This is a genomic window from Micromonospora sp. NPDC047644, assembly GCF_040704315.1.
Classification (GTDB): Bacteria; Actinomycetota; Actinomycetes; order Mycobacteriales; family Micromonosporaceae; genus Micromonospora.
The window spans coordinates 102,979-129,580 of sequence record NZ_JBEYSY010000017.1 but is presented as its reverse complement, the minus strand read 5'-3'; the positions used below and the strand labels follow the sequence as shown (position 1 = coordinate 129,580).

Sequence of the window (26,602 nt, the reverse complement as noted above, 5' to 3'; positions counted from 1 at the left end):
CCGCACCGTCAGTCGCCGGGCAGGTCGCCCTGGTTGGCGCTGCTGCCGGTAGGTGCCGCCGTCGGTTGCGAGGCGGTGCCACCGTCGGCCCGGCTCTGCAGCACGCCCCGGCTGAGGTGCAGCTCGATCATGTCGAACAGGATCTCGCGGACCTTGGCGTCACCCGCCTTGACCGCCGTGCCGTCCTTGCGGACCACCAGCGCGTACGCCAAGTAGTGGCCCCGGACCTGCCAGCCGACGCGTGCCGGCGCGTTGGCCAGGACATCGGTACCGTCGCCGTCGTTCGCGGTGAGGCCACGGAAACGGCCCTGCCGCTCGTCGAGAAGTTGCCGGAGCCGGTCTCGGACGCGTTCCGCGCTGACCTTGTCGGTGAGGTTGAACAGGCCGGCGGTGACCAGGTGGTTGTCGTCGGGCGTACTGAGGGTGGCCCGGACGATCTGGTTGCAGCCGAGCCGGACCAGCAGGTCGGCGACCTCGTCGGTGGCGGCGACGGCGCAACTGCCGCTGGACTGTGTCTTGAGCACCTGGTAGCTCGGCTGGCCGTCGGTGAGCTTCAGCTCCTTGCCGGGGAAGAGTTCCTTGGCGGTGAGCGGGGCCTGGTCGGTGTCCCGGGAGTCGAGGGCCAGCCGTTCCGCCGACGCCGAGGTCGGGGCGGCGTTCGGCTGGTACGTCGGGTCGCTCTGCGGCTGCTCGCCGCGGTCGATGAGCAGCGCGGCGGCGCCGAGGCCGCAGAGGGCGAGCAGTACCAGGACGGCTGCGCCGCCGATCAGTGCCTGCCACAGTCGGCCGCCGCCGCGCCGGGTGGGCGGCTCCGCCGACGTCGCCGAGGTGTAGATCTGGCTGCGCGGTGGTGCGGGTGGGATGTCGGCGCGGGACGGCACTGCCTGCGGCGCATCGGTCTGGGCGGCCGGCCCGAGCTGCGGCACCTCGGCACGAGCCGGTGCCGGCTGCGACGAGGGTAGCGAGAGCTGGTTCGGTCGTGGCAGCGACGGCGTGGGGAAGCGTGACGGAGAGGGCCCGGCCGCCGGGGGCGGACCGGCGCCGAGCACCGACAGGTCGGACCCGGGCTCCGGGTACTCCTCGAAAGCGTCCTCATCGGACTGGTACCGATACACCATGTCGCCCAGAGTAGGAGCGATTGTCCCTTTAGGTGGTAATTTCGGGGAAATGTACGTGCGGGCCGCGTCAGGTCCGCCCCGGACCGGTGCGAGAATTGCCGGGTGACCGGCGACCACTACTTCACCGCTCAGCCCGCCAGCGACGCCCCGGCGCGCGAGGTCGAGTTCACCGTCGCCGACCGCGACTACCGGCTCACCTCGGCCGGCGGGGTGTTCTCCGCCAGCCGGCTCGACCCGGGCACCGCGGTGCTGCTGCGCAAGGCCGAGCTGCCCGCCGACGACACCACTGGTGACCTGCTCGACCTCGGCTGCGGGTTCGGGCCGATCAGCTGCGTGCTGGCCGACCTCGCGCCCACCAGCACCATCTGGGCCGTCGACGTCAACGCCCGGGCCCGCGAACTGACCGCCGCAAACGCGGCTCGGGTCGGTGCCGCCGACCGGGTCCGGGTCAGCGCGCCGGACGATGTTCCGGACGGGGTCCGCTTCACCCAGATCTGGTCGAACCCACCCATCCGTATCGGCAAGGACGGGCTGCACGACCTGTTGCTGCGCTGGCTGCCCCGACTCGCCCCGGACGGCGTCGGCTGGTTGGTCGTCGCCCGACACCTCGGTGGCGACTCGCTGCAACGCTGGCTCACCGAGCAGAGCTGGCAGGTCGAGCGGTACGCCAGCCAGAAAGGCTTCCGGGTGCTGCGCGTCACCCGGTAATTGGATGTACCCCCCGCCCCTCACTGGGGCAGGATCCCGGCGTGGGATACGTGGACGTGGCAGCGGTCGGGCACATCCTGCCCGACGGTCGGGAACTCTTCGCCGACGTGTCGTTCCGGGTCGGGGAGGGCAGCAAGGTCGCCCTGGTCGGGCCGAACGGCGCGGGAAAGACGACGCTGCTGCGGATGGTCGCCGGCGACCTGCCGGTGCGCAGCGGCGTCGTCGCGCGGGCCGGCGGGCTGGGTGTGATGCGCCAGTTCATCGGCATGATCGGTGACGAGTCGACCCTCGCCGACCTGGCGTTGTCGCTGGCCCCGCCGGCGCTTCGCGACGCCGGCCGGCGGCTCGGCGAGACCGAGGCGGCCATGCGGGCGGCCGAGGCCCACGGCAAGTTCAGCAACGCCGCGGGCAAGGCCCAGCTGGCGTACGCCGACGCGCTCGGCGCCTGGGGCGAGGCCGGCGGGTACGACGCCGAGGTGCTCTTCGACACCGTCGCGACCATCGTGCTCGGAAAACCGTGGGACGCCGTACGGGACCGTCCGGTGCGTACCCTCTCCGGCGGCCAGCAGAAGCGCTTCGCCCTGGAGTTGCTGCTGCGCGGCCCGGACGAGGTGCTGCTGCTCGACGAACCGGACAACTTCCTCGACGTGCCCGGCAAGCGCTGGCTGGAGGCGCGACTGCGCGAGTCGACGAAGTCGGTCCTCTACGTCTCGCACGACCGCGAGCTGTTGGCCCAGAGCGCCGACCGGGTGGTCGCCGTCGAGGGGGGCAGTGCCTGGGTGCACCCGGGCGGCTTCGCCAGCTGGTACGAGGCTCGGGTGGCCCGGCACGCCCGCCTCGACGAGCTGCGCCGGCGCTGGGACGAGGAGCACCAGAAGCTGCGCGAGCTGATGCTGATGTACAAGCAGAAGGCCGCGTACAACGACGGGTTGGCCTCGCGTTACCAGGCCGCGCAGACCCGGTTGCGCAAGTTCGAGGAGGCCGGGCCGCCGCCCGTACCGCCGAAGGACCAGGACATCCGGATGCGCCTGGCCGGCGGGCGGACCGGCAAGCGCGCGGTCGTCTGCGAGCAGCTGGAGCTCGACGGCCTGACATTCCCCTTCGACCTGGAGATCTGGTACGGCGACCGGGTGGCGGTGCTCGGTGCCAACGGCACCGGCAAGTCGCACTTCCTGCGGCTGCTGGCCCGCGGTGGCACCGACCCGGACCCGGCGAACGGCCCGGTCGACGGTGCCGGCGCGCTCGCTCCGGTGACGCACGAGGGGTCGGCCCGCCTCGGTGCCCGGGTCCGCCCCGGGCACTTCTCCCAGACTCACGACCGGCCGGAGCTGATGTCGAAGACGCTTGTCGAGATCCTCTGGCGGGGCGACGAGCACCGCACCGGGATGGACCGGCACGCGGCGATGGGTGTGCTCAGTCGCTACGAACTGGCCGCGCAGGGCGACCAGCGCTTCGGCACGCTCTCCGGCGGGCAGCAGGCCCGGTTCCTGGTGCTGCTGTTGGAGCTGTCCGGGGCGACCCTGCTGCTGCTCGACGAGCCCACCGACAACCTCGACCTGGCCAGCGCGGAAGCTCTCGAAACGGGCCTGAACGCCTTCGAGGGGACGGTGATCGCTGTCACCCACGACCGGTGGTTCACCCGTTCCTTCGACAGGTTCGTGCTGTTCCGGGGCGACAGCGAGGTGGTGGAGACCCCGGAACCGGTCTGGGACGTGGGCTGACCGGTCCCCGACGGTGACGCGTCCGGCCGGCATAGGGTGGATCGCGTGACTGACATGACCTATCGCCGGCTGGGCGACTCCGGGCTCGTGGTGTCCGTGGTCGGCATCGGCTGCAACAACTTCGGCCGCAAGCTCGACCTCGATGGCACCCGGGCGGTGGTGGACGCGGCCCTCGACGCCGGGATCACCCTGTTCGACACCGCCGACATCTACGGCGAGCCGCAGGGCGGCTCCGAGGAGCTGCTCGGGCAGGCGCTCAAGGGTCGCCGGGACGACGTGGTGGTGGCCACCAAGTTCGGCATGGACATGTTCGGTCTCAACGGGCCGGACTACGGCGCGCGGGGTGCGCGGCGCTACATCGCCCGCGCGGTGGAGGCGTCGCTGCGCCGGCTCGGCACCGACCACATCGACCTCTACCAGATGCACGAGCCCGACCCGGGCACCCCGATCGACGAGACCCTCGCCGCCCTGGACGACCTGGTCCGCGATGGCAAGGTGCGCTACCTGGGCAACTCCAACTTCGCCGGGTGGCAGATCGCCGACGCGGACTGGGTCGCCTCGTCCAACGGCCGGTCCCGCTTCATCAGCGCGCAGAACCATTACAGCCTGGTGGAGCGGTCCGTGGAGGCCGAGGTGATCCCGGCGTGTGAGCGGTTCGGCCTCGGCATGCTGCCGTTCTTCCCGCTCGCCAACGGCCTGCTCACCGGCAAGTACAGGCGGGAGGCTCAGCCGCCGGCCGGCAGCCGGCTCTCCGGCGGCGGCCGGTACGCGGAGCGGCTCGCCGCTGCCGACTGGGACACCATCGAGGCGATCGAGGCGTACGCGGCCGAGCGGGGTCTGACGATGCTCCAGGTGGCGATCGGCGGACTGGCCGCCCAGCCGGCGGTGACCTCGGTGATCGCCGGTGCCACCACGCCCGAGCAGGTGCGCGCCAACGCCGCGGCCGGCGTCTGGGAGCCCAGCGATGACGATCTGGCGGCGCTGCGCGCCATCCTCTGAGCGCGGCGGGACGGGCCTCGACGCCTTGATCCACTCGTGTTTCCGAAAGTCGGGGCGACCCGCGGGCCGGGAGGGCGCGGCTTCATGAATGTCGAGTCGATCACGCCCGGGTCAGACGACAACGGGCCGGGCCGCTCGTCGCGGCCCGGCCCTGTCCTGCACTGCTGGTTCGGTCAGGTGGTGCGTCGGCGGCCGAACAGCATGGCCACCCCCATCGCGACGGCGACGAGCACGAGACCGGCCGCCGCGAACGGCCACCAGGCGGCGCTGCCGGCGTCGTCCGTCGGCGTGGTCACCGCGACCGGCGCGGGCGCAGGCGGCGACTGCGCCGCGTTCGCCTGCACCGTGGCGGTGGCCTTGCCCGCCAGCGGAGCGGGGGAGTTCACCGACACCTTCCAGGTGCCGGTGGAGAGCACCGGGCCGCTGCTGTAGAAACCCTGCCCCTCGGGTTGCGGTTCGAGCTGCACCGGCCCGACCTGCTGCCCGTCCGGGCCGGTGGCGGTGAGGATCAGCCGCACCACCTGCTCCAGCCGGCGACCATCGGCGTAGGTGGCCTGGATGGTGACACCCTGAGCCCCGTCGCCGGCCACAGCGAGCTTGAGCTTGTCGGTCTGCGCCGCCGGGGCGGCCAGAGCGGTCTGAGCCGCGGGAACGGCCAGAGCGGCCTGGGCCGCCGCCGGGGCGGCGGACAGGGTCACTGCCAGTCCGACGAGGACGGCGGCAAACACCTTGCGGATACCCGTCACGGACATCCCCTCCCTAACGAATGAGGGAGGCCCCTCCCCGACGCCGTAGCGTCGGGGAGGGGCCTCGTCGGATCAGAGCTGGCGACCGGGTGCCAGCCGGGTGGCGTCGCCACCAAGCCGCCCGGTGCCCTTGACCGAGTCACCGTCGTTCGCCTTGACCCCGGCCTTGCTGGCCGCGCCGCCGAGCCGAACGATCATGGCATCGGCGTCCCGGACCAGGACGTCCCGGACCTCCGCCTCGGCCACCAGCGCGGTGTCGGAGGCGAGCGTCCGGAATGCGGTCAGCTGCCGGACAGCCGCCTTGTCGTCGCCGGCCGCCTCGGACGCACGGACAGCGTCGAGCTTGTTCGACAGCTGCTTGTGCGCCTTGGTCGAGAGCCGCCCCGTCGCCTTGAACCGGTCCAGCAGACTCTGCATGTCCCGGAACGAGGTGGTGACGAAGAACCGGACCGTCGAGGTGGTCTTGTTGCCCGCCTTGTCGGTCGCGGTCACGGTCAGCTCGTGCAGGCCGAGCGACAGGTCGTACATGGCCTGCAGGGTGCCGCTGGTGTACGCCTGGCCGTCGAGCTGACCGACCACGCTCGCGATGCCCGAACTCGGGTCGACGGCCTGCCAGGACACCCGGACGTCCTGGCTGTCGCCGTAGAGCTGGCCGTCGGCCAGCCCCGACACCAGCAGCGTCGGCTTGGTGCCGTCGATGCGCAGCACCGCCGACTTCAGCGTCTCGACGTTGCCCGCCTTGTCCGCCGAGCGGAACAGCAGCTCGTGCTCCCCGTCGCCGGTCACCTCGATCGGCGTCGAGTACGCCGCCCACGCGCCACCGTCGAGCGACCACTCCACCGTCTTGACGCCGGAACCGGCGTCGGTGGCGGCCAGCACGACCGGGGTGGTCCCGTTGTGCCAACCGGCGTCGTTCGCCGGAGCGAACGTCGCCGAGGTCACCGGCGCGGTGGCGTCGATCTTGACCGAGACGGTCTTGGTCGCCTCCACGTTGCCGGCCTTGTCCGTCGAGCGGAACCGCAGCTCGTGCTCGCCGTCCCCGGTGACCGCCACCGGAGCGGTGTACGCCGTCCAGGTGGTGGACCCGTCCAGCTGGTACTCGGTGCTGGCGAGCCCGCTACCGCCGGCCTCGTCCGCACCGGTGAGCGTGATCGTCACCGGCCCGGTGTGCCACCCGTCGGTCGGGGTGCCGGAAACCGCCGCGGTGGTCACCGGTGCCGTCTCGTCGGCCACCTTCGTGCTGAGCCGGAAGTAGTCGAACGAGGCGGTCTTCGACGCCGTCTGGTTGGCGCCGAGGGTGAACAGTCCGACCTTCGGGGTCGCCCCGACCGCGCTGTTGGTCAGCGCCGTCAACGCGGTCCAGGTCGTGCCGTCGGCCGAGTACGACGCGGTGAACGTGTCGCCCGTGCGGGCCAGCCGCAGGTGCCACACCGCCGAGGTCAGGTTGCCCGCCTCGGGCTGCGGGTTCTGGACCACCCCGGCGATCTCGCTGCGGAACTCGATCCGCCGCGTCACCGCCGAGCCGGCCTGGTTGTCCGCGATGAAGTCGAACTTCAGGTAGTTGTCGTCGTCGGCCTGCACGAGCAGACCGGCCTGCTGGTACTGCTCGTTCAGCAGACTGCCGTCGACCTTCGTCTCCAGGGTCCAAGCGCCCGAGGGCGCGGTCTGGAGGATGAAGTTCTTCGGCCCGGTGTTGTCGGTGCCGTAGATGTCACCGTTGGGCACGTCGATGCGCAGCGCGCCACCGGTCACCCGGTAACCGTTCGGGTCCTCCCGCAGGATCGCGTCCCAGCGGCACTTGTCCAGCGTGCTGCCGGTGAACTCGTCCGACGGGTCGACCGGCCCGGCCGGGGCGTCCGGCGTCACCTGGAACGAGTCGAAGGCCGCGTTGACGACCGGCGCCTCGGTGCCGCCGTTGAGAGCGAAGACCCCGATGCGCGGGTTGGTGATGCCGGCGAGCGCGGCCGAACGGCCGACCGGGGTGAAGGTCTGCCCGTCGGCCGAGAAGGCCGCGGTCAGGTTCGTCCCGTCGCTGGTGACCCGCAGGTACACGGTGTCACCCGCCGGTGCGTTGGTGGCGTCGGCGCCCTCGTTGCGAGGCGTGCCGGCCGTCTCTCGGATGAACTCCACCCGACGGCTGCTGTTGTACAGCAGGTCCACCTTGGCGTAGTTGTCGTCGTCGCCGTACACCAGCAGACCTGCCTGCTGGTAGTTGGCCGTCACCGGGAGGGTGACCTTGGTGGTCATCTCCCAGGCGCCGGTCGGCGCAGGCTGGAGCACCAGGTTCGTGGCGTCGTTGCGAGCGCCGTAGAGGTCACCCACCGCGGTGGGCAGCTGGAGCGCGCCGCCACTGAGCGAGTAGAGCTGGTTCTCCCGGACGACGCTCCAGCGCTCCTTGTCGAGGCTGTTGCCGTTGAAGTCGTCCGAACGCGCCCCGAAGCAGGACGTGTCCGGAGCGTCGACCCGCACCGGCACCGTGGCGTACGACTTGGCGCCCTTGCTGTCGGTCACCGTGAGGGTGGCCGTGAAGGTGCCCGCGGTGGTGTAGGTGTGGCTGGCGTCCAGGGTGGTCGCCGTGCCTCCGTCACCGAAGTCCCAGGCGTACGTCAGCGGGGTGTCGCCCTCGGCGTCGGTGGCCGTGCCGTCGAAGGCGACGGTGACCGGTGCGGTGCCGGTGCCCGGGGTGGCCGTGGCGCTGACCACCGGCGGCCCGTTCTCGGTGACACCGCGGCCGACGAAGTCCATCCAGTTGACGTTGAACAGCGAACCACTTCCACCGTTCGGATCGCGTGCCACGAAGTACAGCGAGCCGCTCGCGGCACCGGTGACCGGCGCGCTCACGTCCGTGTACGTCTGCCACGCCCCGGTCGACGGTACGACGGCCGTGGCGACCACCGGTCCGTCGACGGCACCGGCGCGCACCTCGATCCGACCGCCAGCGGCGGCGGAAGCGGCCCGGAACCGGATCTCGGTGATGTTGGTCAGGTTCGCCGGGGCGACCGACCACCAGTCACCGTCCTCGATGAAGGCGATGCTCTGGCCGCCACCGGCGGTGTCGGTGGCGTTCTCGCGCTGCACGCCGGGGTCTCCACCGCCGGTGCTCACCGGGGCACGCCCGGTGGCGGTGAAGTACTCGGCCTGCTTCTGCTTCGGCTGCAGGACCTCGATCTGCCGGCCGGTGAGGGCACCGGAGCCACCGGCACCACCCTCGTCGGTGTAGGTGGCCTCGAAGACCGCGAACACGTTCGCCTCGGCGCCGTGCCCGGAGGCGAGCGACGTCTGGACGGTGCCGGTGCAGCCGGTGTGCTGCTCCAGCGGGTGGGCGTGCTCGTCGTGACCGAGCAGCACCTGCAGCCCGACCCGGTCGCAGTCGATCTCCCCGTCCTCGGGGTCGGTCACCTTGATGGTGTACCGGACCTGGTCACCCCAGTTGAAGAACCCGCCGTCCGGCGGGAACTCGATGGTGACCGTCGGCGCGGTGTTGCCGACCGTCACCGGCACGTTCGCCACCGCGGTCCGGCCCTTGGGGTTGGTGACGGTGAGCTGGGCGGTGTAGTTGCCCGCCGTGGTGTACGTGTGGGTCGGGTTGGCCTCGGTCGAGGTCTGCCCGTCGCCGAACGTCCACGCGTAGGTGAGCGTGCCACCGTCCGGGTCCCGGGAGCCGGCGCTGGAGAAGGTGACAGCCAACGGCGCCGGACCCGAGGTCGGGTTGGCGGACGCCGCCGCGATCGGCGCACGGTCACCGGCGGTGTAGTCGATCCGGTAGACGCCGGAGTTGTCGTTGTTGCCGCCGAAGCCGCTGCCCCACTCGATCAGGTACAGCGCGCCGTCCGGGCCGAACTCGAAGTCCATCGGCCGGATCATGCTCATGCCGGTGAGCAACTGGTTGATGTCCACCAACGACTTGCCGTCGGGGGTCACCTGCATGGTGTACATCTTGTTCTGGTTCCACTCACCGAGCAGAGCCTTGCCGTCGTAGTACGCCGGCCACTTGCGGTTCGAGTTCAGGTCGGCGTCGTAGCGGTAGACCGGGCCACCCATCGGGGCGCCGCCGCCGCCGATCTCCGGGTAGCGCGCGTCACCGGCGTACCCGTAGTCGACGGTCGCCGGGACCACCGGCGGGAGGTTGGTCAGGCCGGTGTTGTTCGGCGAGTTGTTCACCGGTGCGGCGCAGTCGAACTTCGGGCCACTCGGACCGGACGGGAACGTGTAGTCGTTGTAGGCCTCGTTCGTGCCCGTGCAGTACGGCCAGCCGTAGTTGCCCGGGGTGACGATGTTCCACTCGACCAGACCGCGGGGGCCACGGTTCGGGTTGTCGGTGTTGGCGTCCGGCCCGTAGTCGCCGACGTACAGCGTGTTGGTCTTCGGGTCGGTGCCGATCCGGAACGGGTTGCGGAAGCCCATCGCGTAGATCTCGGGACGGGTCTTCTCGGTGCCCGCCGGGAAGAGGTTGCCCGACGGGACCGTGTACGTGCCGTCGTCCTCCGGGTGGATCCGGATCACCTTGCCGCGCAGGTCGTTGGTGTTCGCGGAGGTGCGCTGCGCGTCGTAGTCCTGGCGGCCCGCCCGCTCGTCGAGCGGCGAGTACGAGTTCGACTCGAACGGGTTGGTGTTGTCACCGGTGGCCAGGTAGAGGTTGCCGTCGCCGTCGAAGGTCATGCTGCCGCCGGCGTGGCAACAGGTGTTGCGTTGGGTGTCGACCCGGAGCACCTGCTTCTCGCTGGCCAGGCTGATGGTGTCGCCGGTGACCGTGAAGCGGGACAGCAGGTTGCGGGTGACCCCGTCGTTCGGGGCGTAGTACAGGTACACCCAGTTGTTCGTGGCGAAGTCCGGGTCGAGCCGGATGCCGATGAGACCGTCCTCGTTGCCGGTGAAGACGTCCAGGTCGACGGCGGTGACGGTGTTGCCGGTGTCCGGCTTCACGATCTGCACGCGACCGTCACGCTCGATGTAGAAGACCCGCCCGTCGGGGGCGATGTCCAGCTCCATCGGGTTGCTGGTGTTGCTGTCCAGCGTGACCTTCTCGAAGTTCGAGGTCTTCGAGGCGCCGCAGTCGGCGTTCTCGACGCCGGCCGCGGTGCGGATGCCGCCGAGCAGGTGGGACAGGAACTCGGGCTCGGCGTACGACTCCCGGGTGTGCCCGAGGCCGGTGTACCAGGAGCGGCCACCGTCGTAGTCCTGACACCAGGCGACCGGGTGGTCCGCACCCATGGCGCCGGCGCCCGGGGTGTAGCTCTTCTCGTCCAGGCTGGCCAGCACGTGCACGTCCGGCCGAGGGTTGCTCTGGTAGTTGTACCACTCGTCGAACCGGGACCACCGGTCCGGCAACCCGGCCGTGGACGGGTGGGCGTGGTCCTCCACCTTGACGGTGGCCGTCTGGTTCTGCGGGTGGTTGGCGAAGTACGCGCCGACCAGGTCGCCGTACCAGGCCCAGCTGTACTCGGTGTCCGACGCGGCGTGGATGCCGACGTAGCCGCCGCCGGCCTTCACGTAGCGCTCGAATGCCGCCTGCTGGTCGGCGTTGAGCACGTCACCGGTGGTGGAGAGCCAGATCACCGCCTTGTACTTCGCCAGGTTGGCGTCGTTGAATGCTGCGCCGTCCTCCGAGTTGTCCACGGTGAATCCGTTGGCAGCGCCGAGCTGCTGGATGGCCGCGATGCCGGTGGGGATCGAGTCGTGCCGGAAGCCGGCGGTCTTGGAGAAGATCAGGACGGAGAAGGGATCGGCCGCGGCCTTTGGCGCCTTCGGCACCACCTGGCTGACCGGGGCTGCGGCTTGCGCATCCCGTGGGGGAACCTGGGCGGCCGCCTGCGCGGGCGCGCCGAACAGGGTGGTCGAGGCCATGGCCAGGGAGATCAGGGTTGCGGTGATGGGTACGCGGGCACGACGAGAACGGGACACGCCGCCTCCTGTGTCGTAGTGACAGAGCTCGCGGGAGTCGGCTCGCCGAAGGCCGTCCCTGATGGAGCCGGTGGTCGCACCGTGCCAGGGTGCCCCCACCGACATTTTGTCGAATCGCTGAACAAATTAATTCGGCTGGCTCGATGTCGGGCAAGATGCGGACGGGTAACGGTTCTGCAACGGGGGGCGACATTCCGAACAGGACTGTATGAAGTGCCCCATTGGATCTCGGTCGTTTTGACGCCGCCGGCCCGGCCGACCCCGCCGACCCCGCGCCTTGGCAGGCCGACGGATCTGTCGTACGGTGACACGCAAGTAACCCACGGGAGCCCGGTGTACCGGGCTGAGAGGGGGGCTGACAGCCCCCGACCGTCGAACCTGATCCGGATAATGCCGGCGCAGGGAGGAGCGTTGCCGTGCCGTCCCTGGGGCGATTGCATCTCATCACCGACACCCGACCCGGTCGCGACCCACTCGCCGTGGTCCGCGCCGCCCTCACCGTGGCCCACGACGACCTGGTGGTGCAGGTCCGGGTCGAGGATTCCGCCACTGACCGCGAGGCGTACGACCTGACCGCGCGGGTGGTGGCGCTCTGCGCGCCGTACCGGGCGACCTGCCTGGTCAACGACCGGTTGCACGTGGCGCTGGCGGTTGGTGCGGCAGGTGGGCACGTCGGTGCCGACGACCTGCCGGTCGCCGCCGCCCGCCGGGTGCTCGGCCCGACCGGTGTGCTGGGCGCGACCGCTCGCGCGCCGGGCCCGGCGGCCGAGGCCGTCGCGGCGGGCGCCAGTTACCTGGGCGTCGGTCCGTGTCACGCCACCAGCACCAAGACCGGCCTGCCGGACCCCATCGGGCCCGCCGGAGTACGCGCCGTCGTCGATGCCGTCGACGTCCCGGTGATCGCGATCGGCGGAGTGACCGCGGCCCGGGTGCCGGCGCTGCGGGCCGCCGGGGCGTACGGGGTGGCGGTGGTCGGCGCCGTCTCCGCCGCCGCCGATCCGGCACGGGCGACCGCCGAGCTGATCGAGGCCCTGACGTGCTGACCGGCCGGTCCCCGTCACCGCCGTCGAGCGACCGGGTCCGGCCGGACGTGGCAGTGGTGGGTGCGGGGCCGATCGGGCTGGCCATCGCCTGGCGTTGCGCCGCGCGCGGGCTGCGGGTGGTGGTGCACGATCCGGCACCCGGCTCGGGGGCGTCGGCGGTGGCCGCCGGCATGCTCTCCCCGGTCGCCGAGGCGTACTTCGGTGAGCGGCAACTGACCGGGTTGCTGTTGGCATCCGCCGCCCGCTGGCCGGCGTTCGCCGCCGAGTTGACCGAGACGACCGGGGTCGGGATCGGCTACCGCACCGAGGGCACCCTGATGGTCGGGCTCACCGGCGACGACCTGGCCGAGGCGCGCCGGCTGTGGGCGTACCAGCAGGGGTTGGGCCTGCCTGTGACGCCGCTGCGCCCCAGCCAGCTGCGCGACAGCGAACCGGCGCTCGCGCCACGGGTACGCGGCGGCGCGCTCGCGCCCACCGACCATCAGGTCGACCCCCGGCTGCTGGTGCCGGCGCTGCGCACGGCCGCGCAGCGGGCCGGCGCGGTGCTCGTGCCGCAGCCGGTCCGATCGCTGTCCGATGTGGACGCGCCGGTCACCGTGGTCGCCGCCGGCTGTGGGGCCGCCGCGCTCACCGGCCTGCCGGTACGGCCGGTGAAAGGTCAGATCCTCCGGCTCCGCGCGCCCGACGGCGTCGCGCCGGGCTTCCGGCACGTGATCCGGGGGTACGCCGACGGCGAGCACGTCTACCTGGTGCCCCGCGCCGACGGTGAGGTCGTGCTCGGCGCGACGGTCGAGGAGCGCTCGGACACCACTGTCACCGCCGGTGTCGTGCAACGGCTGCTGCGCGCCGGGGTCGACCTGCTGCCCGAGCTGGCCGAGTACGACCTGGTCGAGGCGGTCGCCGGGCTGCGCCCGGGCACCCCGGACAACGCGCCGATCCTCGGGCCGCTGCCCGATCGACCGGGCGTCCTGGCCGCCACCGGGCACCACCGGCACGGCATCGTGCTCACCCCGATCACCGCCGACCTGATCGCCGACCTGGTGCTCGGCGGCGTACCCGACCCGATGCTCGCGCCCTTCCGGGCCGACCGCTTCGGCGGTGCCACGGTGGCCGCGTCGGTCGGACCTGACCCGAGTGTGGAGGGGGACCTGTGGAGTTGACGGTGAACGGGGCCGGGCGCAGCGTCGCCGCCGGCGCGTCGGTGGCGGACCTGGTCCGCGACATCGTGGCGCACCCACGCGGGGTGGCGGTCGCGGTCAACGGCGAGGTGGTGCCCCGGGCCGGCTGGCCGGCCCGGACACTGCGCGACGGTGACCGGGTCGAGGTGCTGACCGCGGCGCAGGGCGGGTGAGCGGCATGCCGTTCGAGCTGGGTGGGGAGACCTTCACCTCACGGCTGATCCTCGGCACCGGCGGTGCCGCGAACCTGCACGTGCTGGAGCAGGCGGTCCGGGCGTCCGGCACCGAGCTGGTCACAGTGGCGCTGCGCCGGGTGGGCACGGCACCGGGCTCCGCGGGTGGGCTGCTGGAGCTGCTGGACCGGTGCGGCGTACGCCTGTTGCCGAACACCGCCGGCTGCCACACCGCGACCGAGGCGGTGAAGGTGGCCCGGTTGGCCCGGGACGCGTTCGGCACCGACTGGGTCAAGCTGGAGGTGATCGGCGACGAGCGGACGCTCCTGCCCGACGGGGTGGAGCTGCTCCGCGCCGCCGAGGAGTTGGTCGCCGACGGTTTCACAGTGCTGCCGTACACCAGCGACGACCCGGTGCTCGCCCGTCGCCTCGCCGACGTGGGCTGCGCCGCGGTGATGCCGGCCGGCTCCCCGATCGGCTCGGGGCTCGGCGTCGGCAACCCGCACCACATTCGACTCATCCGCCAGGGTGTGGACGTGCCGGTGATCCTCGATGCCGGCATCGGCACCGCGTCCGACGCGGCGCTGGCCATGGAGCTGGGCTGTGACGGGGTGCTGCTGGCGAGCGCCGTCACCCGGGCGGCCGACCCGGTGGCGATGGCCACCGCGATGCGGTACGCCGTCGACGCGGGCCGGCTGGCGGCCCAGGCCGGCCGGATCGAGCGTCGCTTCCACGCGCTCGCCTCCACTCCCGACGAGGGAAGACCCGAGCTGTGACCCCGCCGTCCGGGGTTGTCGTGTTGACCGATCGACTCGTCGCGCGGGAAGGGCTGGACCGGGTCGTCGCGAAAGCCGTGGCCGGGGGAGTGCGCTGGGTGGTGCTGCGGGAGAAGGACCTGCCCCGCGCCGAACGCGCCGCCCTCGCCGTCGAGCTGCGCGCGATCCTCGCCGACGTCGGCGGGACCCTCATCGTGGCCGGGCCCGACCCGCTCGGCGGCGACGCCGTGCACCTGCCCGCCGCCGGCCCGTACCCCCCGCCAACCCACAACCTGGTCGGCCGTTCCTGCCACAACCGAGCCGAGCTGAACCGCCTGACCACCGAGCACTACGCCACCGTCTCCCCGGTCAACCCCACAAGGACAAAACCGGGCTACGGCCCACCCCTGGGACCGGACGGCCTCCGCAAGCTTGTCGAGGTCAGCCCGGTCCCCGTCCTGGCCTTAGGCGGAATCGGAACACCAGACCAAGTATCCGCCTGCGTCCGATCAGGAGCCACCGGAGTAGCAGTACTAGGGGCCCTCATGCGAGCAGAGAACACCACCGAAACAGCCGCCACCCTCACCAGCGCTTTCCAAGAGGCGGTCACCCCCAAGCTCTCACAACCCGCCGCGGGGTCACCCAGGTCCGCATGGCGGGGGCTGCGGCCGACCGTGCCCACGCAGGGATCAAGCCTGACCGCCCGGAGTGGGCACTGTCGGCCGCAGCCCCAAACCGCAACCAGAAACGGCCCGCCCCAGCCCCCAACCAGGGAAAGAAAATGACCCCGCGAACACTACTGACAATCGCCGGCTCCGACTCCGGCGGTGGCGCGGGCATCCAGGCCGACCTCAAGGTCTTCGCCGCGCTGGGCGCGTACGGCACCAGCGTCCTCACGGCGGTCACCGCACAGAACACCCGGGGTGTCGACGCGGTGCTGCCGCTGCCGCCGCGCACCGTCACCGAGCAGTTGGACAGCGTGCTCACCGATTTCACCGTCTGCGCCGTGAAGACGGGAATGCTCGGCACCCCGGCCATCGCGGACGTGGTGGCCGAGGCCGCCCGGGACGGCCGGCTGCCCCAACTCGTCGTCGACCCGGTGCTGGTCGCCACGAGCGGTCACCGGCTCGGCGTGGTGGGCGCGGTGGAGCGGCTGCTGCCGTACGCCAGGGTGGCGACCCCGAACTGCGCGGAGGCCGCGGCGATCACCGGACGCCCGGTGGACGACGTGGCCGCGATGGTCGTGGCCGCCGAGGCCCTGGTGGCCGGTGGCCCGGAGTACGTGGTCGTCACCGGCGGTGACCTGGACGGGGGCGAGGCGGTCGACGTGCTGCACGGCGGCGGCGTCACCACCGTGTTGCGGGCACCCCGGGTGACCACCCGGCACACCCACGGCACCGGGTGCTCGTTCTCGGCGGCGATCGCGGTGCGGCTCGGTCTCGGCGACCCGGTGCCGGACGCCGTGGGGGCCGCCAAGGAGTACGTGCTCCGTGCGCTGACCGGCGCGCGGGGCTGGGAGCTGGGCGCGGGGCGCGGGCCGCTGAACCACTTCGGCTGGTCCGCCTGATCACCATGGAGGCTGTCATGCACGCACGAGGCAAGGTGTACGTCGAGGGTTCACGGCCGGATGTCCGGGTGCCGTTCGCGGAGGTGGGGCTGACCGGTGACCTGCCGCCGGTGCGGCTCTACGACACGTCCGGCCCGGGGTCGGACCCTGAGGTGGGGTTGCCCGCTTTGCGGGGCGCGTGGATCGCCGAGCGGGGTGACGTGGCACCCGTACGGGGTGCGGGTACCCCGCTGGCCGGGGTGGGCAATCACCGGCCCACCCAGTTGGCGTACGCGCGGGCGGGTGTGGTGACGCCGGAGATGGAGTTCGTGGCGATCCGGGAGAACGTCGAACCGGAACTCGTGCGGGCCGAGATCGCCGCCGGCCGGGCGGTGCTCCCGCTCAACGTCAACCATCCGGAGTGCGAGCCGGCGATCATCGGTAAGGCGTTCCTGGTCAAGGTGAACGCCAACATCGGCACCTCGGCGGTCAGCTCGTCGGTCGCGGAGGAGGTGGAGAAGCTCACCTGGGCCACCCGCTGGGGCGCGGACACCGTGATGGACCTGTCCACGGGCAAGCGGATCCACGAGACCCGGGAGGCGATCGTGCGGAACTCGCCGGTGCCGATCGGGACCGTGCCGATCTACCAGGCGTTGGAGAAGGTCGGCGGCGACCCGGTGAAGTTGAGCTGGGAGGTGTTCCGGGAGACCGTCATCGAGCAGGCCGAGCAGGGCGTGGACTACATGACCGTGCACGCCGGGGTGCTCCTGCCGTACGTGCCGCTGGCCGTGGACCGGGTGACCGGGATCGTGTCCCGAGGCGGCTCGATCATGGCGGCGTGGTGCCTGGCGCACCACGAGGAGAACTTCCTCTACACCAACTTCGAGGAGTTGTGCGCGCTGCTGGCGCGCTACGACGTGACGTTCTCCCTCGGTGACGGGCTGCGCCCCGGGTCGATCGCCGACGCCAACGACGAGGCGCAGTTCGCCGAGCTGCGTACCCTCGGTGAGCTGACGAAGATCGCCTGGGCGTACGACGTCCAGGTGATGATCGAGGGCCCCGGTCACGTACCGATGCACAAGATCAAGGAGAACGTGGACCTTCAGCAGGAGTGGTGCCACGAGGCCCCCTTCTACACGCTCGGTCCGCTGACCACCGACATCGCGCCCGCGTACGACCACATCACCTCGGCGATCGGCGCCGCGATGATCGGCATGTTCGGCACCGCGATGCTCTGCTACGTCACGCCGAAGGAGCACCTCGGCCTGCCGGACCGCGACGACGTCAAGGCGGGCGTGATCGCGTACAAGATCGCGGCACACGCGGCGGACCTGGCCAAGGGGCACCCGGGCGCGCAGGCCTGGGACGACGCGCTGTCGAAGGCGCGGTTCGAGTTCCGCTGGGAGGACCAGTTCAACCTCTCGTTGGACCCGGAGACGGCGCGCTCGTACCACGACGCGACGCTGCCGGCCGAACCGGCGAAGACCGCGCACTTCTGCTCGATGTGTGGCCCGAAGTTCTGCTCCATGAAGATCACCCAAGAGCTCAAGGAGTACGCGGCGCGCGGCATGAAGGACAAGTCGGAGGAGTTCGTCTCCGGCGGGAGCCGGGTCTACCTCCCGCTCGCCTGATCTGCCGGCAGCCGGGCCGTCCTGCGGGTCGCACGGAGTCGCCCTGCCCGGTCCGGCGCGGGTGCCGTCGCTTGATCAACTCGGGTTCACGGATGTCGGGGCGTCCCGGTAAGTGGGTTGGCCCGGTATCAATGAACCCGAGTCAATCAAGCGGTTGGGCGGTGGGTCGGACCGCCGCGTGAGGCAGGTCGGTTACGGCAGACCGGTCGGGGTAAGTCAGTCGCGGTGGTGCCGACCGGTGGAGCGCAACGACCGGCGGCTGTTCTCCTGCTCGGGCTCGTTGTCCGACACCGGCTTGCTCAGGCCGGCGACCCAGTCGACGAACTCCTCGTCCTGGGACGCCAGCGGCTCCGCCTCATCCGACGTCTTCGGGCTCTCCTCGTCGGCCCGGGACCGGTTGCGGCGGAACAGCCCACCGAGCCGCCCTCGCCGGGAGGGCTGCTCTGCCACCTTCGGTTGCGTTGGTTCGGCCGACGCGGTGTCGGTCGGCGTCAGATCGCCGGTAACGGTGCTGGCATCGGAGGGCGTGCCCTCCGCACGGCCCGGGTGTCCGGCCGGGGCGGTCGTCCCGGCGGCTTCGGTGGGCGCTGTCCGTGCCGTCGAGCTGTCCGGTGATCCGGCGGACCCGCGCCGCCGAGAGGTGTCGAACGCGTTCCAGGTGCCGGCCCGGCTCAGGTCCGGAAGCGGTGCCCGATGCCGGGGCCTCGGCGTCGGCCCGGTCGGCGCGTCAGGACCACTCGACCCCTCCGGTGCCGTTGCTCCCGGCTGGGCGGCCTGCGGTGGCACCGTCCACGTCGAGGTGACCGGCCAGGCCGACGGCGCGGGCGTCCACAGGTCAGCCGCCGGGTCGCTGGCGGCGGTGGCCGCGAACAACCCGGCGGCGGGAACGTCCTCGGCGGCGGAGCGCGCGCTGTCGGTGCCACGAGCCCCGGCGATCGAGGAAGCGCTGGTCGCGTCGGCCGCTGCCGCCTTGCTGTCCGTGCCGGCCTTCGGGGCGCGCGGGGTGGCTTCCGCGCCAACCTCGTCGGCCGTGGCGGTCGGTGCCGGTGTCGATCCGGTCCCGGTCGTGGGGGCCTGTGGGGCGTCGGTCGGCGTGCTGGGGGACTCCGGGTCGGCCGGCACCTGCGTCGCACCGGTTCCGGCGGTCGTCGTGGCCGGTGCCCGCTTCGAGCCGGTGGCGGAGGTGGCCGGTGCCCGCTTCGCGCCGGTAGCGGCGGCCCGGGTCGCCGCCGTGCCGGAAGCAGCAGCCGAGCCGACCTCGGAGGTCGAACTCGACCGCTCACCCAGGCTTTCCTGGCTGGGCGTCGACGTGTCGGAGGTGGTGGCGTCGGCCGATCTGCTCGGCCGGGTGCCCTTCGTGGCGCGTCCGGTGGTCGTCGCGGGGGTGGTCGTCTCGCGAGCGGTCGTCCCGCTTGCGGTCGTCCCACTTGCGGTGGTCGCGCTTGCGGTGGTCGCGCTTGCGGTCGTCCCGCCGGTGGTCGTCTCGCTGGTGGTTGCCGAACCGGCGGCGGACGTGTCGTCGGCCACGTCGGTGGCGGTGGCGTCCGGGTCGGCCTTCGACTTGCGGCTGCGTCGGGGCTTGATCGTCACCGGCGCCTCGGGCGTGCCATGGTCGGCCGTCCCGGCGGTGCTCGGGGCTGGCCCCGTGATCGTCGAGGCCGTGGCGTCGGGACCGGGAGCGTCAGAGCCGGGCGTCGCTGTGTTGGTCGCCTCGGTGCTGCTGCCCGCGCTGCCCGCGCTGCCCGCGCTGCCCACGCCGGTCGTGCCGGTCGTGCCGGTTGCGCCCGTGCCGCTCGCCGTGTCGGCGGACTTGCGGGTGGTGCGCCCACCGGTCGGCCCGCCACTGGTCGTCGTGCGGCCGCCCGGGTCCGTCGCCGTGCCGCTGGTCGGCTCGTCGCCGGCCCGGCCGCCCGTCGCGGCGTCGGCGCGGCTGCCCGTCGCGGCGTTGGCGCGGCCGGCCGTCGAGCCGGTCGCGGTGGCGTCGCTGACGTCGGCGGCGGCCGAGGGCTCGCTCGTGGCCAGGACATCGTCCTGACGCGGAGGCGTCTGCCCAGCGGCGGTGAACTCACCGGTCGGCGCGGTCAGCCAGGCCGCGGGCTGAGCCGATGCGCCGGGAGTAGCCGGTGCGGCGGGAGTCGGCCCGCGCTCTCCGCTCGCGGTGGTCTCCGGCCAGTCCCAGTGGGCCGGGACGGTGCGTACGGCGTCGGGGTCGCCCGTCGCCCACGGACCCGCGACGACGCCGGCGGGCTTCGTGCGGGTGGCCAACTCCGTATCGGTGCGCTCGGCGCTGTCCCTGTCGCTCGGCGCGCTGGTCGGTGCCGGCCCGGCGGGCAGCGGGCGCAGGATGGCGGTGGGCTCGATCGCCTGCGGATCGGTGGTACGGGCGCCCATCGGCCAGCGCAGCAGCGCGGCGGCGGCCGCGCCGAGCGCTCCGGCGAGGATCGCGATCAACGAGGCGTAGTAGGGGGCGGTCTGGTAGCGGTCCACCGCGTCGCCCGGACCGGCGGTCAGGTAGGCGAACGCCACCAGCACCGGACCGGCCACCCCGGTGGCTCCGCTGACCAGTGGAGCCTGACCCCGCGAGCGAGCCAACCCGGCGGTCGCCGCGCCGGCCAGCAGCGCCACGATGGGCAGCAGGAGCATCGCCAGTCGCTGCGCGGCGGCGTCGTCGAGCCAACTCGGCTCCAGTACGCCGAGCCGGACGGTCGGCAGTGGGCCGGCCGTGCCGAGCGACGGTAGGACGGAGATCAGCGCCAGCAGCCAGACCGTGCCGGCCACGGCCGCCATGTTCCACCCCAGTTCGGGTCGGAACAGGACGGCGATCGCCGCGCCCGCCCCGATCACCGCACCGACCATGGCGCAGATGCCCACCGCCCAGACCGGGTCGACGGAGATCAGCTCCGCGGCGCGGGCGGGCTGCATGCAGAGCGGGGCGATGACTGTGGCACCGAGCGCTGCCGCGCCGCCGACCGCCAACTGCCGTCCGGTGCTGGCCGGCGGAGCGTCGCGGCGAGCGAGGCGTCCGGTCAGGACGGCGCCGGCGACGGCTGCGTTGGCGGCGAACCAGCCCACCCAGACCAGCTGGGCCGGCCACTGGTTGACGGTCGTACCGGTGAATGCGCCGGTCAGGCGGACGATGCCGAAGCCGTACGCGACGCCGAGCTGGCCGGCTCCGGCCAGCACGCTCACCCCGAGCGCCGTGAGCAGTAGTCTGCCCCAGGTCCGAAAGGCCATGTCCGGCACGTTACGCACCCGGTACACCCGATAGCCAACGGCGCGCCGCGCGGCACGCCGGTGGCGACCGGCGGGTCTACTTGAGTTCGACCAGCCGAGCCAGGTAAGTCGTATCCCCGACATTGGTCAGCATGTGCACCGCGCCCGGGTCCCGGTAGACGACTCCACCGGTGGGCTCGTCGGCGTCGATCAGGGTGCCGTCGATGGTCTGCACGACGTTCTTGGCACCCTCGATCGCCACCACCAGGTAGGGGTGGTCGTGCCGGTGCAGCGGTTGCCGCTCGCCCGGCTCGAGGCGGATGTGCCAGACCCGGACCCGGTCGTTCTCGTACACGATCTCCTGGCCCACCGGTCCGAGTTCGGTTCCGTCGATCACGTCGGTCATCGTGCTCCGTCCAGTTGGGGCAGCACCTCGGCGGCGATCAGCTCAAGGTGGTCGAGATCATCGAAGTCGATCAGGCGCAGGTGGACGCGGGTGGTACCGATCGCGGCGAACTCGCCGAGCCGCTGCGCGAGCTGCGCGGGGGAGCCGACCACCGGGTCCTCCGGTGGCAGAGCGCTCTTCTCGTGCAGGGGCGCGGCCCGACGCCGGGCCTCCGCGTCGGTCCGGCCGATGGCGACGACGATCCCGGCGGAGAGCACCAACGGGGCGCGCCCGGACTCCGTACGTCCGGTGCGCTCACACGCCTCGCGCACCCGGTCGTACGCCGCGGCGGTGACGGCCACGGACTTGAACGGCATGTTGAACTCGTCGGCGTAGCGGGCGGCCAGTTCGGGTGTGCGCTTGGGGCCACGCCCGCCCACGATGATCGGCGGGCCGGGCACCTGCACCGGCTTGGGCAGGGCGGGAGCGTCCACCAACCGGTAGTGGTCGCCGGTGAAGCTGTAGCTCTCGCCGGGTGGGGTGGCCCACAGCCCGGTGATCACCTCAAGCTGCTCGGCCAGCCGGTCGAAACGCTCGCCGACCGCCGGGAACGGGATGCCGTACGAGTTGTGCTCGCGTTCGTACCAGCCGGCGCCGATGCCGAGATCGACCCGGCCACCGCTCATCTGATCGACCTGCGCGACCATCACCGCGAGGGGGCCGGGCAGGCGGAACGTGGCCGACGTCACCAGGGTGCCGAGTCGGATCCGCTCGGTTTCCCGGGCCAGCGCGGCGAGGGTCAGCCAGGCGTCGGTGGGGCCGGGCAGGCCCGGATCGGCGCCCATCGACTGGTAGTGGTCGGCGCGGAGGAAACCCTCGTAGCCGCAGGCCTCGACCAGCCGGGCGAACCGGAGCTGGGTGTCGTAGCTGGCGCCACGGTTCGGCTCGGTGAAGACCGACACCCGCATGGTCAGTGTCCTTCCGCGCCGGCGGTGGCCGGCTGTTCGCGTTCCATCAGCAGTTCGTGCAGGTCCGCACTGACCTGGGCGACGTCGGCCAGGTGGGCGTTGCGGCCCAGGGTGCGGGGCCGGGGGATGGTCACGTCGACGACCTTGCGGATCCGGCCGGGGCGCGGGCTCAGCACGACCACCCGGTCGGCGAGCAGCACCGCCTCGTCGATGGAGTGGGTGACGAAGACGATGGTCGGCTTGTTCTCCATGTGCACCCGCTGGAGTTCGCCGGAGAGTTCCTCGCGGGTGAGCGCGTCCAGCGCGGAGAACGGCTCGTCCATCAGCATCACGCGCGGCTCACCGATCAACGACCGGCACAGCGACACCCGCTGCTGCATCCCGCCGGAGAGTTCGTGCGGCAGCCGCTTCTCGAAGCCGGCCAACCCGGCCACGTCGAGCAGTTGCCGGGCCCGCTCCCGGTGCTTGGCGCGGCTCCAGCCGAAGATCTCCACCGGCAGCAGGACGTTGTCCAGCACGGTGCGCCAGGGCAGCAGCGCCGGCTTCTGGAACAGCATGGCGATGTCCTGGCGGGGGCGGGCGATCGGCGTACCGGCGACGGTGATCTCACCGGCGCTCAGCGGGAGCAGCCCGGCGATCAGCCGCAGCAGTGTGGACTTGCCGCAGCCGGAGCGGCCGAGCACGGCGACGAACTCGCCCTCGGCCACGTCGAGGTTGATGCCGCGCAGCGCCTCCACCCGGCCGGACCGGCCCTCGAAGGTACGGGACACCCCGGACAGTCGGATCATCTCCGGCGTACCTCCGCTGAGTGGACGGTCAGGAATCCGACAAAGGCTAGCCGCCCTCCCGAGGTATCGCACCGGCTGGGGTGGTCGTCAGGTTGTTTCCGTTCCGCAACCCGATGCGCCTGGCGTCGGGACTGTGGGTTTCTCGTACGCTGTGCCCGCGAAGAGTCCCCCCACGACGGCGGCGTCCGGCTTCCACCCCTCCCGCCGGCCCGTCACGACAACCCCCTCCGGTGGCCTGCCGGCCCCGGTCGGAAAGGACATGGTGCACTGATGAGAAGGCTGACCCGTACGGTCGCTACGGCCGCGCTGGCCACCGCCCTCGCCCTTGTCTCCGCCTGCAGCAGCGGGTCGGATTCGGCCGACGATGCCAAGGGCGGCGACGGCAAGACGCTGGAGAAGGTGACCTACCTCACCTCGTTCGGTAACTTCGGTCGTGACTCCTACGCCTGGGTGGCGAAGGACAAAGGCTTCTTCAAGGAAGCCGGTTTCGACGTCGAGATCAAGGCTGGTCAGGGCACCGGCGGCGTGATCCAGACCATCGTCGGCGGCCAGGCCGACTTCGGCCCGATCGACCTCACCGGCGGTCTGCTCCAGCTCGGCAATGGCCAGGCGAAGGACTTCACCGCGGTGGCCGCGATCCAGCAGCGCACCATGGCGGGCATCGCCACCGTCGAGGGCAAGAACATCAGCTCGCCGAAGGACCTGGAGGGCAAGAAGCTCGCCGACACCCCCGGTTCCGTGGTCCGCAACCTGTTCCCGACGTACGCCCGGCTCGCCGGTGTGGACGCGACCAAGGTGACCTGGGTCAACGGTGAGGCGCAGGCGCTGATCGGCACGCTGGCCTCCGGCTCGGTGGACGGCATCGGTCAGTTCGTCGTCGGTCAGCCGACCATCGAGGCGGTGGCCAAGAAGAAGGCCGTCATGCTGCCGTACAGCAACGTGATGCAGGACCTCTACGGCAACGTGCTGATCACCTCCTCGAAGATCGCCAAGGAGAAGCCCGAGATGGTGAAGAAGTTCACCGCGGCGCTGCTCAAGGGCCTGGAGTACAGCCTGGCGAACTCCAAGGAGGCCGCCGACATCCTGAAGAAGAACGTCGACGCCACCAACCCGGTCTCCGCCGCCGCCGAGCTGGAGCTGATGGCCGCGTACGTCCGTTCCGGCAACACCGGCACCGCGATCGGCACCCTGGACAGCGGTCGGGTCGCCAAGAGCATCGCCATCCTGCAGGGCGCCGGCGCACTGAAGCAGAACATCACCCCCGAGCAGATCATCGACTTCAGCCTCGCGCCGAAGGCCTGATCGTCCGGTCGCCATCAGGGGGTACGTCCCGCCGATCCCGGTGGGGCGTACCCCCGTCGCTCGTCGGCCCCCGGCGGGCCGTGGGATTTCGAGGAGGACAGAGATGACCGACGTCCGGTCAGCGGACCCGGTGGTGGCGGAACCCCCGCCCCCGAGTGCCGGCCCCGAGGTGGGGCGCACGGGTCGAGGTGCCGGTCTGCGGGCCGGGGCCGAGGCGGTGCTGCCCGCGGTCGGCATCCTGGTCGCGCTGGCGGCGTGGTGGCTGATCGCCCGGCTGGAGCTGGTCCACCCCGCAGCCCTGCCCCCACCCGGCGACGTGCTCACCGCGTTCGTCGACAAGCCGGCGCAGCTGCTGGAGCACACCTGGGACACCACGTTGGAGATCCTGACCGGGTTCGCCCTCTCGGTGGCCGCCGGTGTGCTGATCGGGCTCTCGCTGGCCAGCTCCCGCACCGTGGAGCGGATGTTCACGCCACTGCTGGTCGCTGTGAACGCGGTGCCGAAGATCACGCTGGGTCCGCTGCTGGTGGTGGCGCTCGGCTGGGGCCAGAAGCCGATCCTGACCATGGTGTTCCTGCTCTGCTTCTTCCCGATCGTGCTGTCCACCGCGACCGGCTTGACCACCACGCCGGCCGACCTGGCCGAACTGGTGCGGTCCTGGAACGCGTCCCGCTGGCAGGCGTTCCGCAAGGTGCGCTTCCCGGCCGCGTTGCCGCAGATCTTCGTCGGGCTCAAGGTGGCCATGCCACTGGCCGCGATCGGCGCGGTGATCGGTGAGTTCCAGGCCGGCGAGAGCGGCCTCGGTTTCGTCATCACGCAGTACGCCGGCGTCGGCGACACCGCCACCGCCTGGGCGGCCATCATGCTGGTGGCGCTGGTGAGCATCCTGCTCTACTCGGCGCTCCTGCTGATCGAGCGGTTCGCTCTGCCCTGGGTGCGAGAAACCACAAGCAGCCGCTAACAACAGAAGAGATCAATCCCCGGATACGCGAAGGGCCGGCCGCCCACTGGGAGGCCGGCCCTTCTCATCGACGCTGCCGGCGCAAAGGGTGTGGCCGACCGTGCCCGGCGGAGGGATCAAGCCTGACCGCCCGGAGCCGGGGACGGTCGGCCACACCCCCCCACCCGGCACCCGACGAAAAGCGCCGGGACCAAAAAACATGAGGCCCGAGCGTCTACCCAGCCAACCGCCAGCGCCCGTTGCGGGCGACCAGCGTGGTGAGCGCCTGCGGCATCAGGCCGCTGTGGTTGTCCGGCGTCATGCGGATCGGGCCGGAGAGGCCGTCCATCTGGGACGTCTCCAGCACGTCCCGGATGCCGTTGCGGTCCACCTTCCCGATCTCACCACCGGCGCGCAGTTCGGCGTCGGCGATGAGCTGGACGGCGTCCGCGGCGAACGACGAGGACCCGTTGTAGCCACCGAAGCGGGCCGTGTAGTCCTGGAACCACTGCCGCCGCGCCGCCTTGGCCGGCGTGGTCGCGATCACGTCATCGATCACCATGGTCTGCGTGAAGATCAGCGTGGCCTTCTCGGTCGCCTTGGCCGCCGCGCCGAGGAAGAGGTCCCCGGCCGCTCCCGCGTCGAAGTAGATGGACCCACGGAAGATGGTCTGCTGGACGCTGGTGGCGGCCAGTGTCGCCTGCTCCGGCGGGGTCCAGAAGACCATCGCGTCCGGCTTGCCCGAGGCGAGCTGCTGGACCTGCTGGCTGACGTCGGTGTCGGTGGTCTTGACCCGCTGCTGGCGGAGCGTGATCTTGGCCTTGTCGAGCTCGCTCTTGAGCGCCGCCGCGCCCTCCTGGCCGTAGTCGTCGTCGCTGACCAGCATCCCCACCTTGCGGATGTTGTTGCGGCGCAGTTCGGTGGTCAGTGCGGCGGCGCTGTCCGGGGCGTTGGGGCCGAGCTTGAACACGTAGCGCCGTTCAGCGGCCGGTGCGGCGATCGCACCGGAAGCGGCTAGCGCAATGGTGGGAATCCGCTTCTCGTTGATGGTTCCGACAGCTCCGACCGCGCATTCGTTGCAGCCGCCCATGATGATGGCGCTGACCTTCGAATCGCTGCTGAAGTCGACGATGTTGCGAAGTGACTCGGCCGAGTCGGAACGGTTGTCCTTCACCTTCAGGTCGATCCTCCGGCCGTTCAGTGCTCCGGAGGCGTTCAACTGATCGACCTTGAGTTCGAGGGCGCGCTGGTATGTCCGGCCAACGGTGGCTGCGGCGCCGGAGAGTTCGAGATCGGCGGCGATCACGATCGGACTCGTGTCCTTCTCCGCCTCACCAAACTGGCAGCCGGTGAGCGTGGTGGCCACTACGGCCGATGCGAGCGCCGCGATGGTCGCGGAGCGGATGGGGCTCAACTCAGTCCTCCAGGTGCGGGCGCGGGCGCTGCCCGGTCACCGCCGCTAATCCGTCCTCAGTGGAGGACGGGAT

At 71.6% G+C, this 26,602-nt stretch carries 19 protein-coding genes, 1 pseudogene and 1 riboswitch; of the genes and pseudogenes, 12 read left to right on the top strand and 8 right to left on the bottom strand.

Annotated elements, in window-relative coordinates:
- Positions 1-8: 8 nt before the first annotated feature.
- A complete protein-coding gene (locus AB0877_RS26190) occupies positions 9-1,118 on the bottom strand; it encodes a hypothetical protein (protein WP_366612176.1) in 1,110 nt (369 codons plus the stop codon).
- 102 nt (positions 1,119-1,220) lie between these two features.
- Here AB0877_RS26190 and AB0877_RS26185 point away from each other — a divergent pair, with 102 nt between their 5' ends.
- Genes AB0877_RS26185 through AB0877_RS26175 form a run of 3 tightly spaced genes read left to right on the top strand, consistent with a single transcriptional unit; the run spans position 1,221 to position 4,546 of the window.
- On the top strand, positions 1,221-1,826 hold the full coding sequence (locus AB0877_RS26185) for a methyltransferase (protein WP_366612174.1): 606 nt from the start codon (positions 1,221-1,223) through the stop codon (positions 1,824-1,826).
- A 41-nt stretch (positions 1,827-1,867) separates the two neighbouring features.
- A complete protein-coding gene (locus AB0877_RS26180) occupies positions 1,868-3,547 on the top strand; it encodes an ATP-binding cassette domain-containing protein (RefSeq protein ID WP_366612172.1) in 1,680 nt (559 codons plus the stop codon).
- Between the two features lie 36 nt (positions 3,548-3,583).
- Positions 3,584-4,546 carry an aldo/keto reductase gene (locus tag AB0877_RS26175; RefSeq protein WP_366612170.1) on the top strand — a complete coding sequence of 321 codons (963 nt, stop codon included), beginning with the start codon at positions 3,584-3,586 and terminating at the stop codon, positions 4,544-4,546.
- A 173-nt stretch (positions 4,547-4,719) separates the two neighbouring features.
- On the opposite strand, the gene AB0877_RS26170 is transcribed toward AB0877_RS26175, so the two are convergent.
- On the bottom strand, positions 4,720-5,292 hold the full coding sequence (locus tag AB0877_RS26170) for a hypothetical protein (RefSeq protein ID WP_366612168.1): 573 nt from the start codon (positions 5,290-5,292) through the stop codon (positions 4,720-4,722).
- Positions 5,293-5,364: 72 nt separating this feature from the next.
- Complete coding sequence (locus AB0877_RS26165) at positions 5,365-11,193, bottom strand: ThuA domain-containing protein (protein WP_366612166.1); 5,829 nt, start codon at positions 11,191-11,193, stop codon at positions 5,365-5,367.
- A 312-nt stretch (positions 11,194-11,505) separates the two neighbouring features.
- Positions 11,506-11,615: riboswitch (TPP riboswitch) on the top strand.
- Between AB0877_RS26165 and thiE the strand changes: the two genes are divergently transcribed.
- From thiE to thiC, 7 genes and pseudogenes are all read left to right on the top strand, one after another.
- Positions 11,610-12,236, top strand: a complete 627-nt coding sequence (gene thiE / locus AB0877_RS26160; RefSeq protein WP_366612164.1) for a thiamine phosphate synthase — start codon at positions 11,610-11,612, stop codon at positions 12,234-12,236. (Overlaps the previous riboswitch by 6 nt.)
- Positions 12,233-13,396, top strand: coding sequence for a glycine oxidase ThiO (gene thiO / locus AB0877_RS26155; RefSeq protein WP_366612202.1), 1,164 nt, complete (start codon positions 12,233-12,235; stop codon positions 13,394-13,396). Before thiE ends, thiO begins: the two co-directional genes overlap by 4 nt.
- The gene (gene thiS, locus AB0877_RS26150) at positions 13,387-13,587 is read left to right on the top strand and encodes a sulfur carrier protein ThiS (protein ID WP_366612162.1); all 201 of its coding nucleotides are present in this window, start codon (positions 13,387-13,389) and stop codon (positions 13,585-13,587) included. The genes thiO and thiS overlap by 10 nt, the downstream gene beginning before the upstream one ends.
- Positions 13,584-14,363, top strand: coding sequence for a thiazole synthase (locus AB0877_RS26145; RefSeq protein ID WP_366612160.1), 780 nt, complete (start codon positions 13,584-13,586; stop codon positions 14,361-14,363). Before thiS ends, AB0877_RS26145 begins: the two co-directional genes overlap by 4 nt.
- Positions 14,360-14,902 (top strand): annotated as a pseudogene (locus tag AB0877_RS26140) (thiamine phosphate synthase); the annotation flags it as partial. The gene AB0877_RS26145 and the pseudogene AB0877_RS26140, both read left to right, overlap by 4 nt.
- Positions 14,903-15,123: 221 nt before the next feature.
- The gene (thiD, locus tag AB0877_RS26135; RefSeq protein ID WP_366612159.1) at positions 15,124-15,909 is read left to right on the top strand and encodes a bifunctional hydroxymethylpyrimidine kinase/phosphomethylpyrimidine kinase; all 786 of its coding nucleotides are present in this window, start codon (positions 15,124-15,126) and stop codon (positions 15,907-15,909) included.
- A gap of 17 nt (positions 15,910-15,926) precedes the next feature.
- On the top strand, positions 15,927-17,519 hold the full coding sequence (gene thiC, locus AB0877_RS26130) for a phosphomethylpyrimidine synthase ThiC (RefSeq protein ID WP_366612157.1): 1,593 nt from the start codon (positions 15,927-15,929) through the stop codon (positions 17,517-17,519).
- A 216-nt stretch (positions 17,520-17,735) separates the two neighbouring features.
- On the opposite strand, the gene AB0877_RS26125 is transcribed toward thiC, so the two are convergent.
- The 4 genes from AB0877_RS26125 to AB0877_RS26110 form a co-directional block, all read right to left on the bottom strand.
- On the bottom strand, positions 17,736-20,753 hold the full coding sequence (locus AB0877_RS26125; protein WP_366612156.1) for a hypothetical protein: 3,018 nt from the start codon (positions 20,751-20,753) through the stop codon (positions 17,736-17,738).
- Positions 20,754-20,829: 76 nt separating this feature from the next.
- Positions 20,830-21,138 (bottom strand): cupin, encoded by a 309-nt coding sequence (locus tag AB0877_RS26120; protein WP_328652122.1) that lies wholly within the window; start codon positions 21,136-21,138, stop codon positions 20,830-20,832.
- Entirely contained in the window at positions 21,135-22,085 is a 951-nt protein-coding gene (locus AB0877_RS26115; RefSeq protein WP_366612153.1) for an LLM class F420-dependent oxidoreductase, read from the bottom strand. The genes AB0877_RS26120 and AB0877_RS26115 overlap by 4 nt, the downstream gene beginning before the upstream one ends.
- 2 nt (positions 22,086-22,087) lie before the next feature.
- Complete coding sequence (locus tag AB0877_RS26110; protein ID WP_238687817.1) at positions 22,088-22,873, bottom strand: ABC transporter ATP-binding protein; 786 nt, start codon at positions 22,871-22,873, stop codon at positions 22,088-22,090.
- A gap of 270 nt (positions 22,874-23,143) precedes the next feature.
- Between AB0877_RS26110 and AB0877_RS26105 the strand changes: the two genes are divergently transcribed.
- Complete coding sequence (locus AB0877_RS26105; RefSeq protein WP_366612151.1) at positions 23,144-24,175, top strand: ABC transporter substrate-binding protein; 1,032 nt, start codon at positions 23,144-23,146, stop codon at positions 24,173-24,175.
- A 103-nt stretch (positions 24,176-24,278) separates the two neighbouring features.
- Positions 24,279-25,136, top strand: a complete 858-nt coding sequence (locus AB0877_RS26100; RefSeq protein ID WP_366612149.1) for an ABC transporter permease — start codon at positions 24,279-24,281, stop codon at positions 25,134-25,136.
- Between the two features lie 214 nt (positions 25,137-25,350).
- On the opposite strand, the gene AB0877_RS26095 is transcribed toward AB0877_RS26100, so the two are convergent.
- Positions 25,351-26,529: an ABC transporter substrate-binding protein gene (locus AB0877_RS26095; protein WP_366612148.1), complete on the bottom strand. Its 1,179-nt coding sequence runs from the start codon at positions 26,527-26,529 to the stop codon at positions 25,351-25,353.
- Between the last annotated feature and the right edge of the window lie 73 nt (positions 26,530-26,602).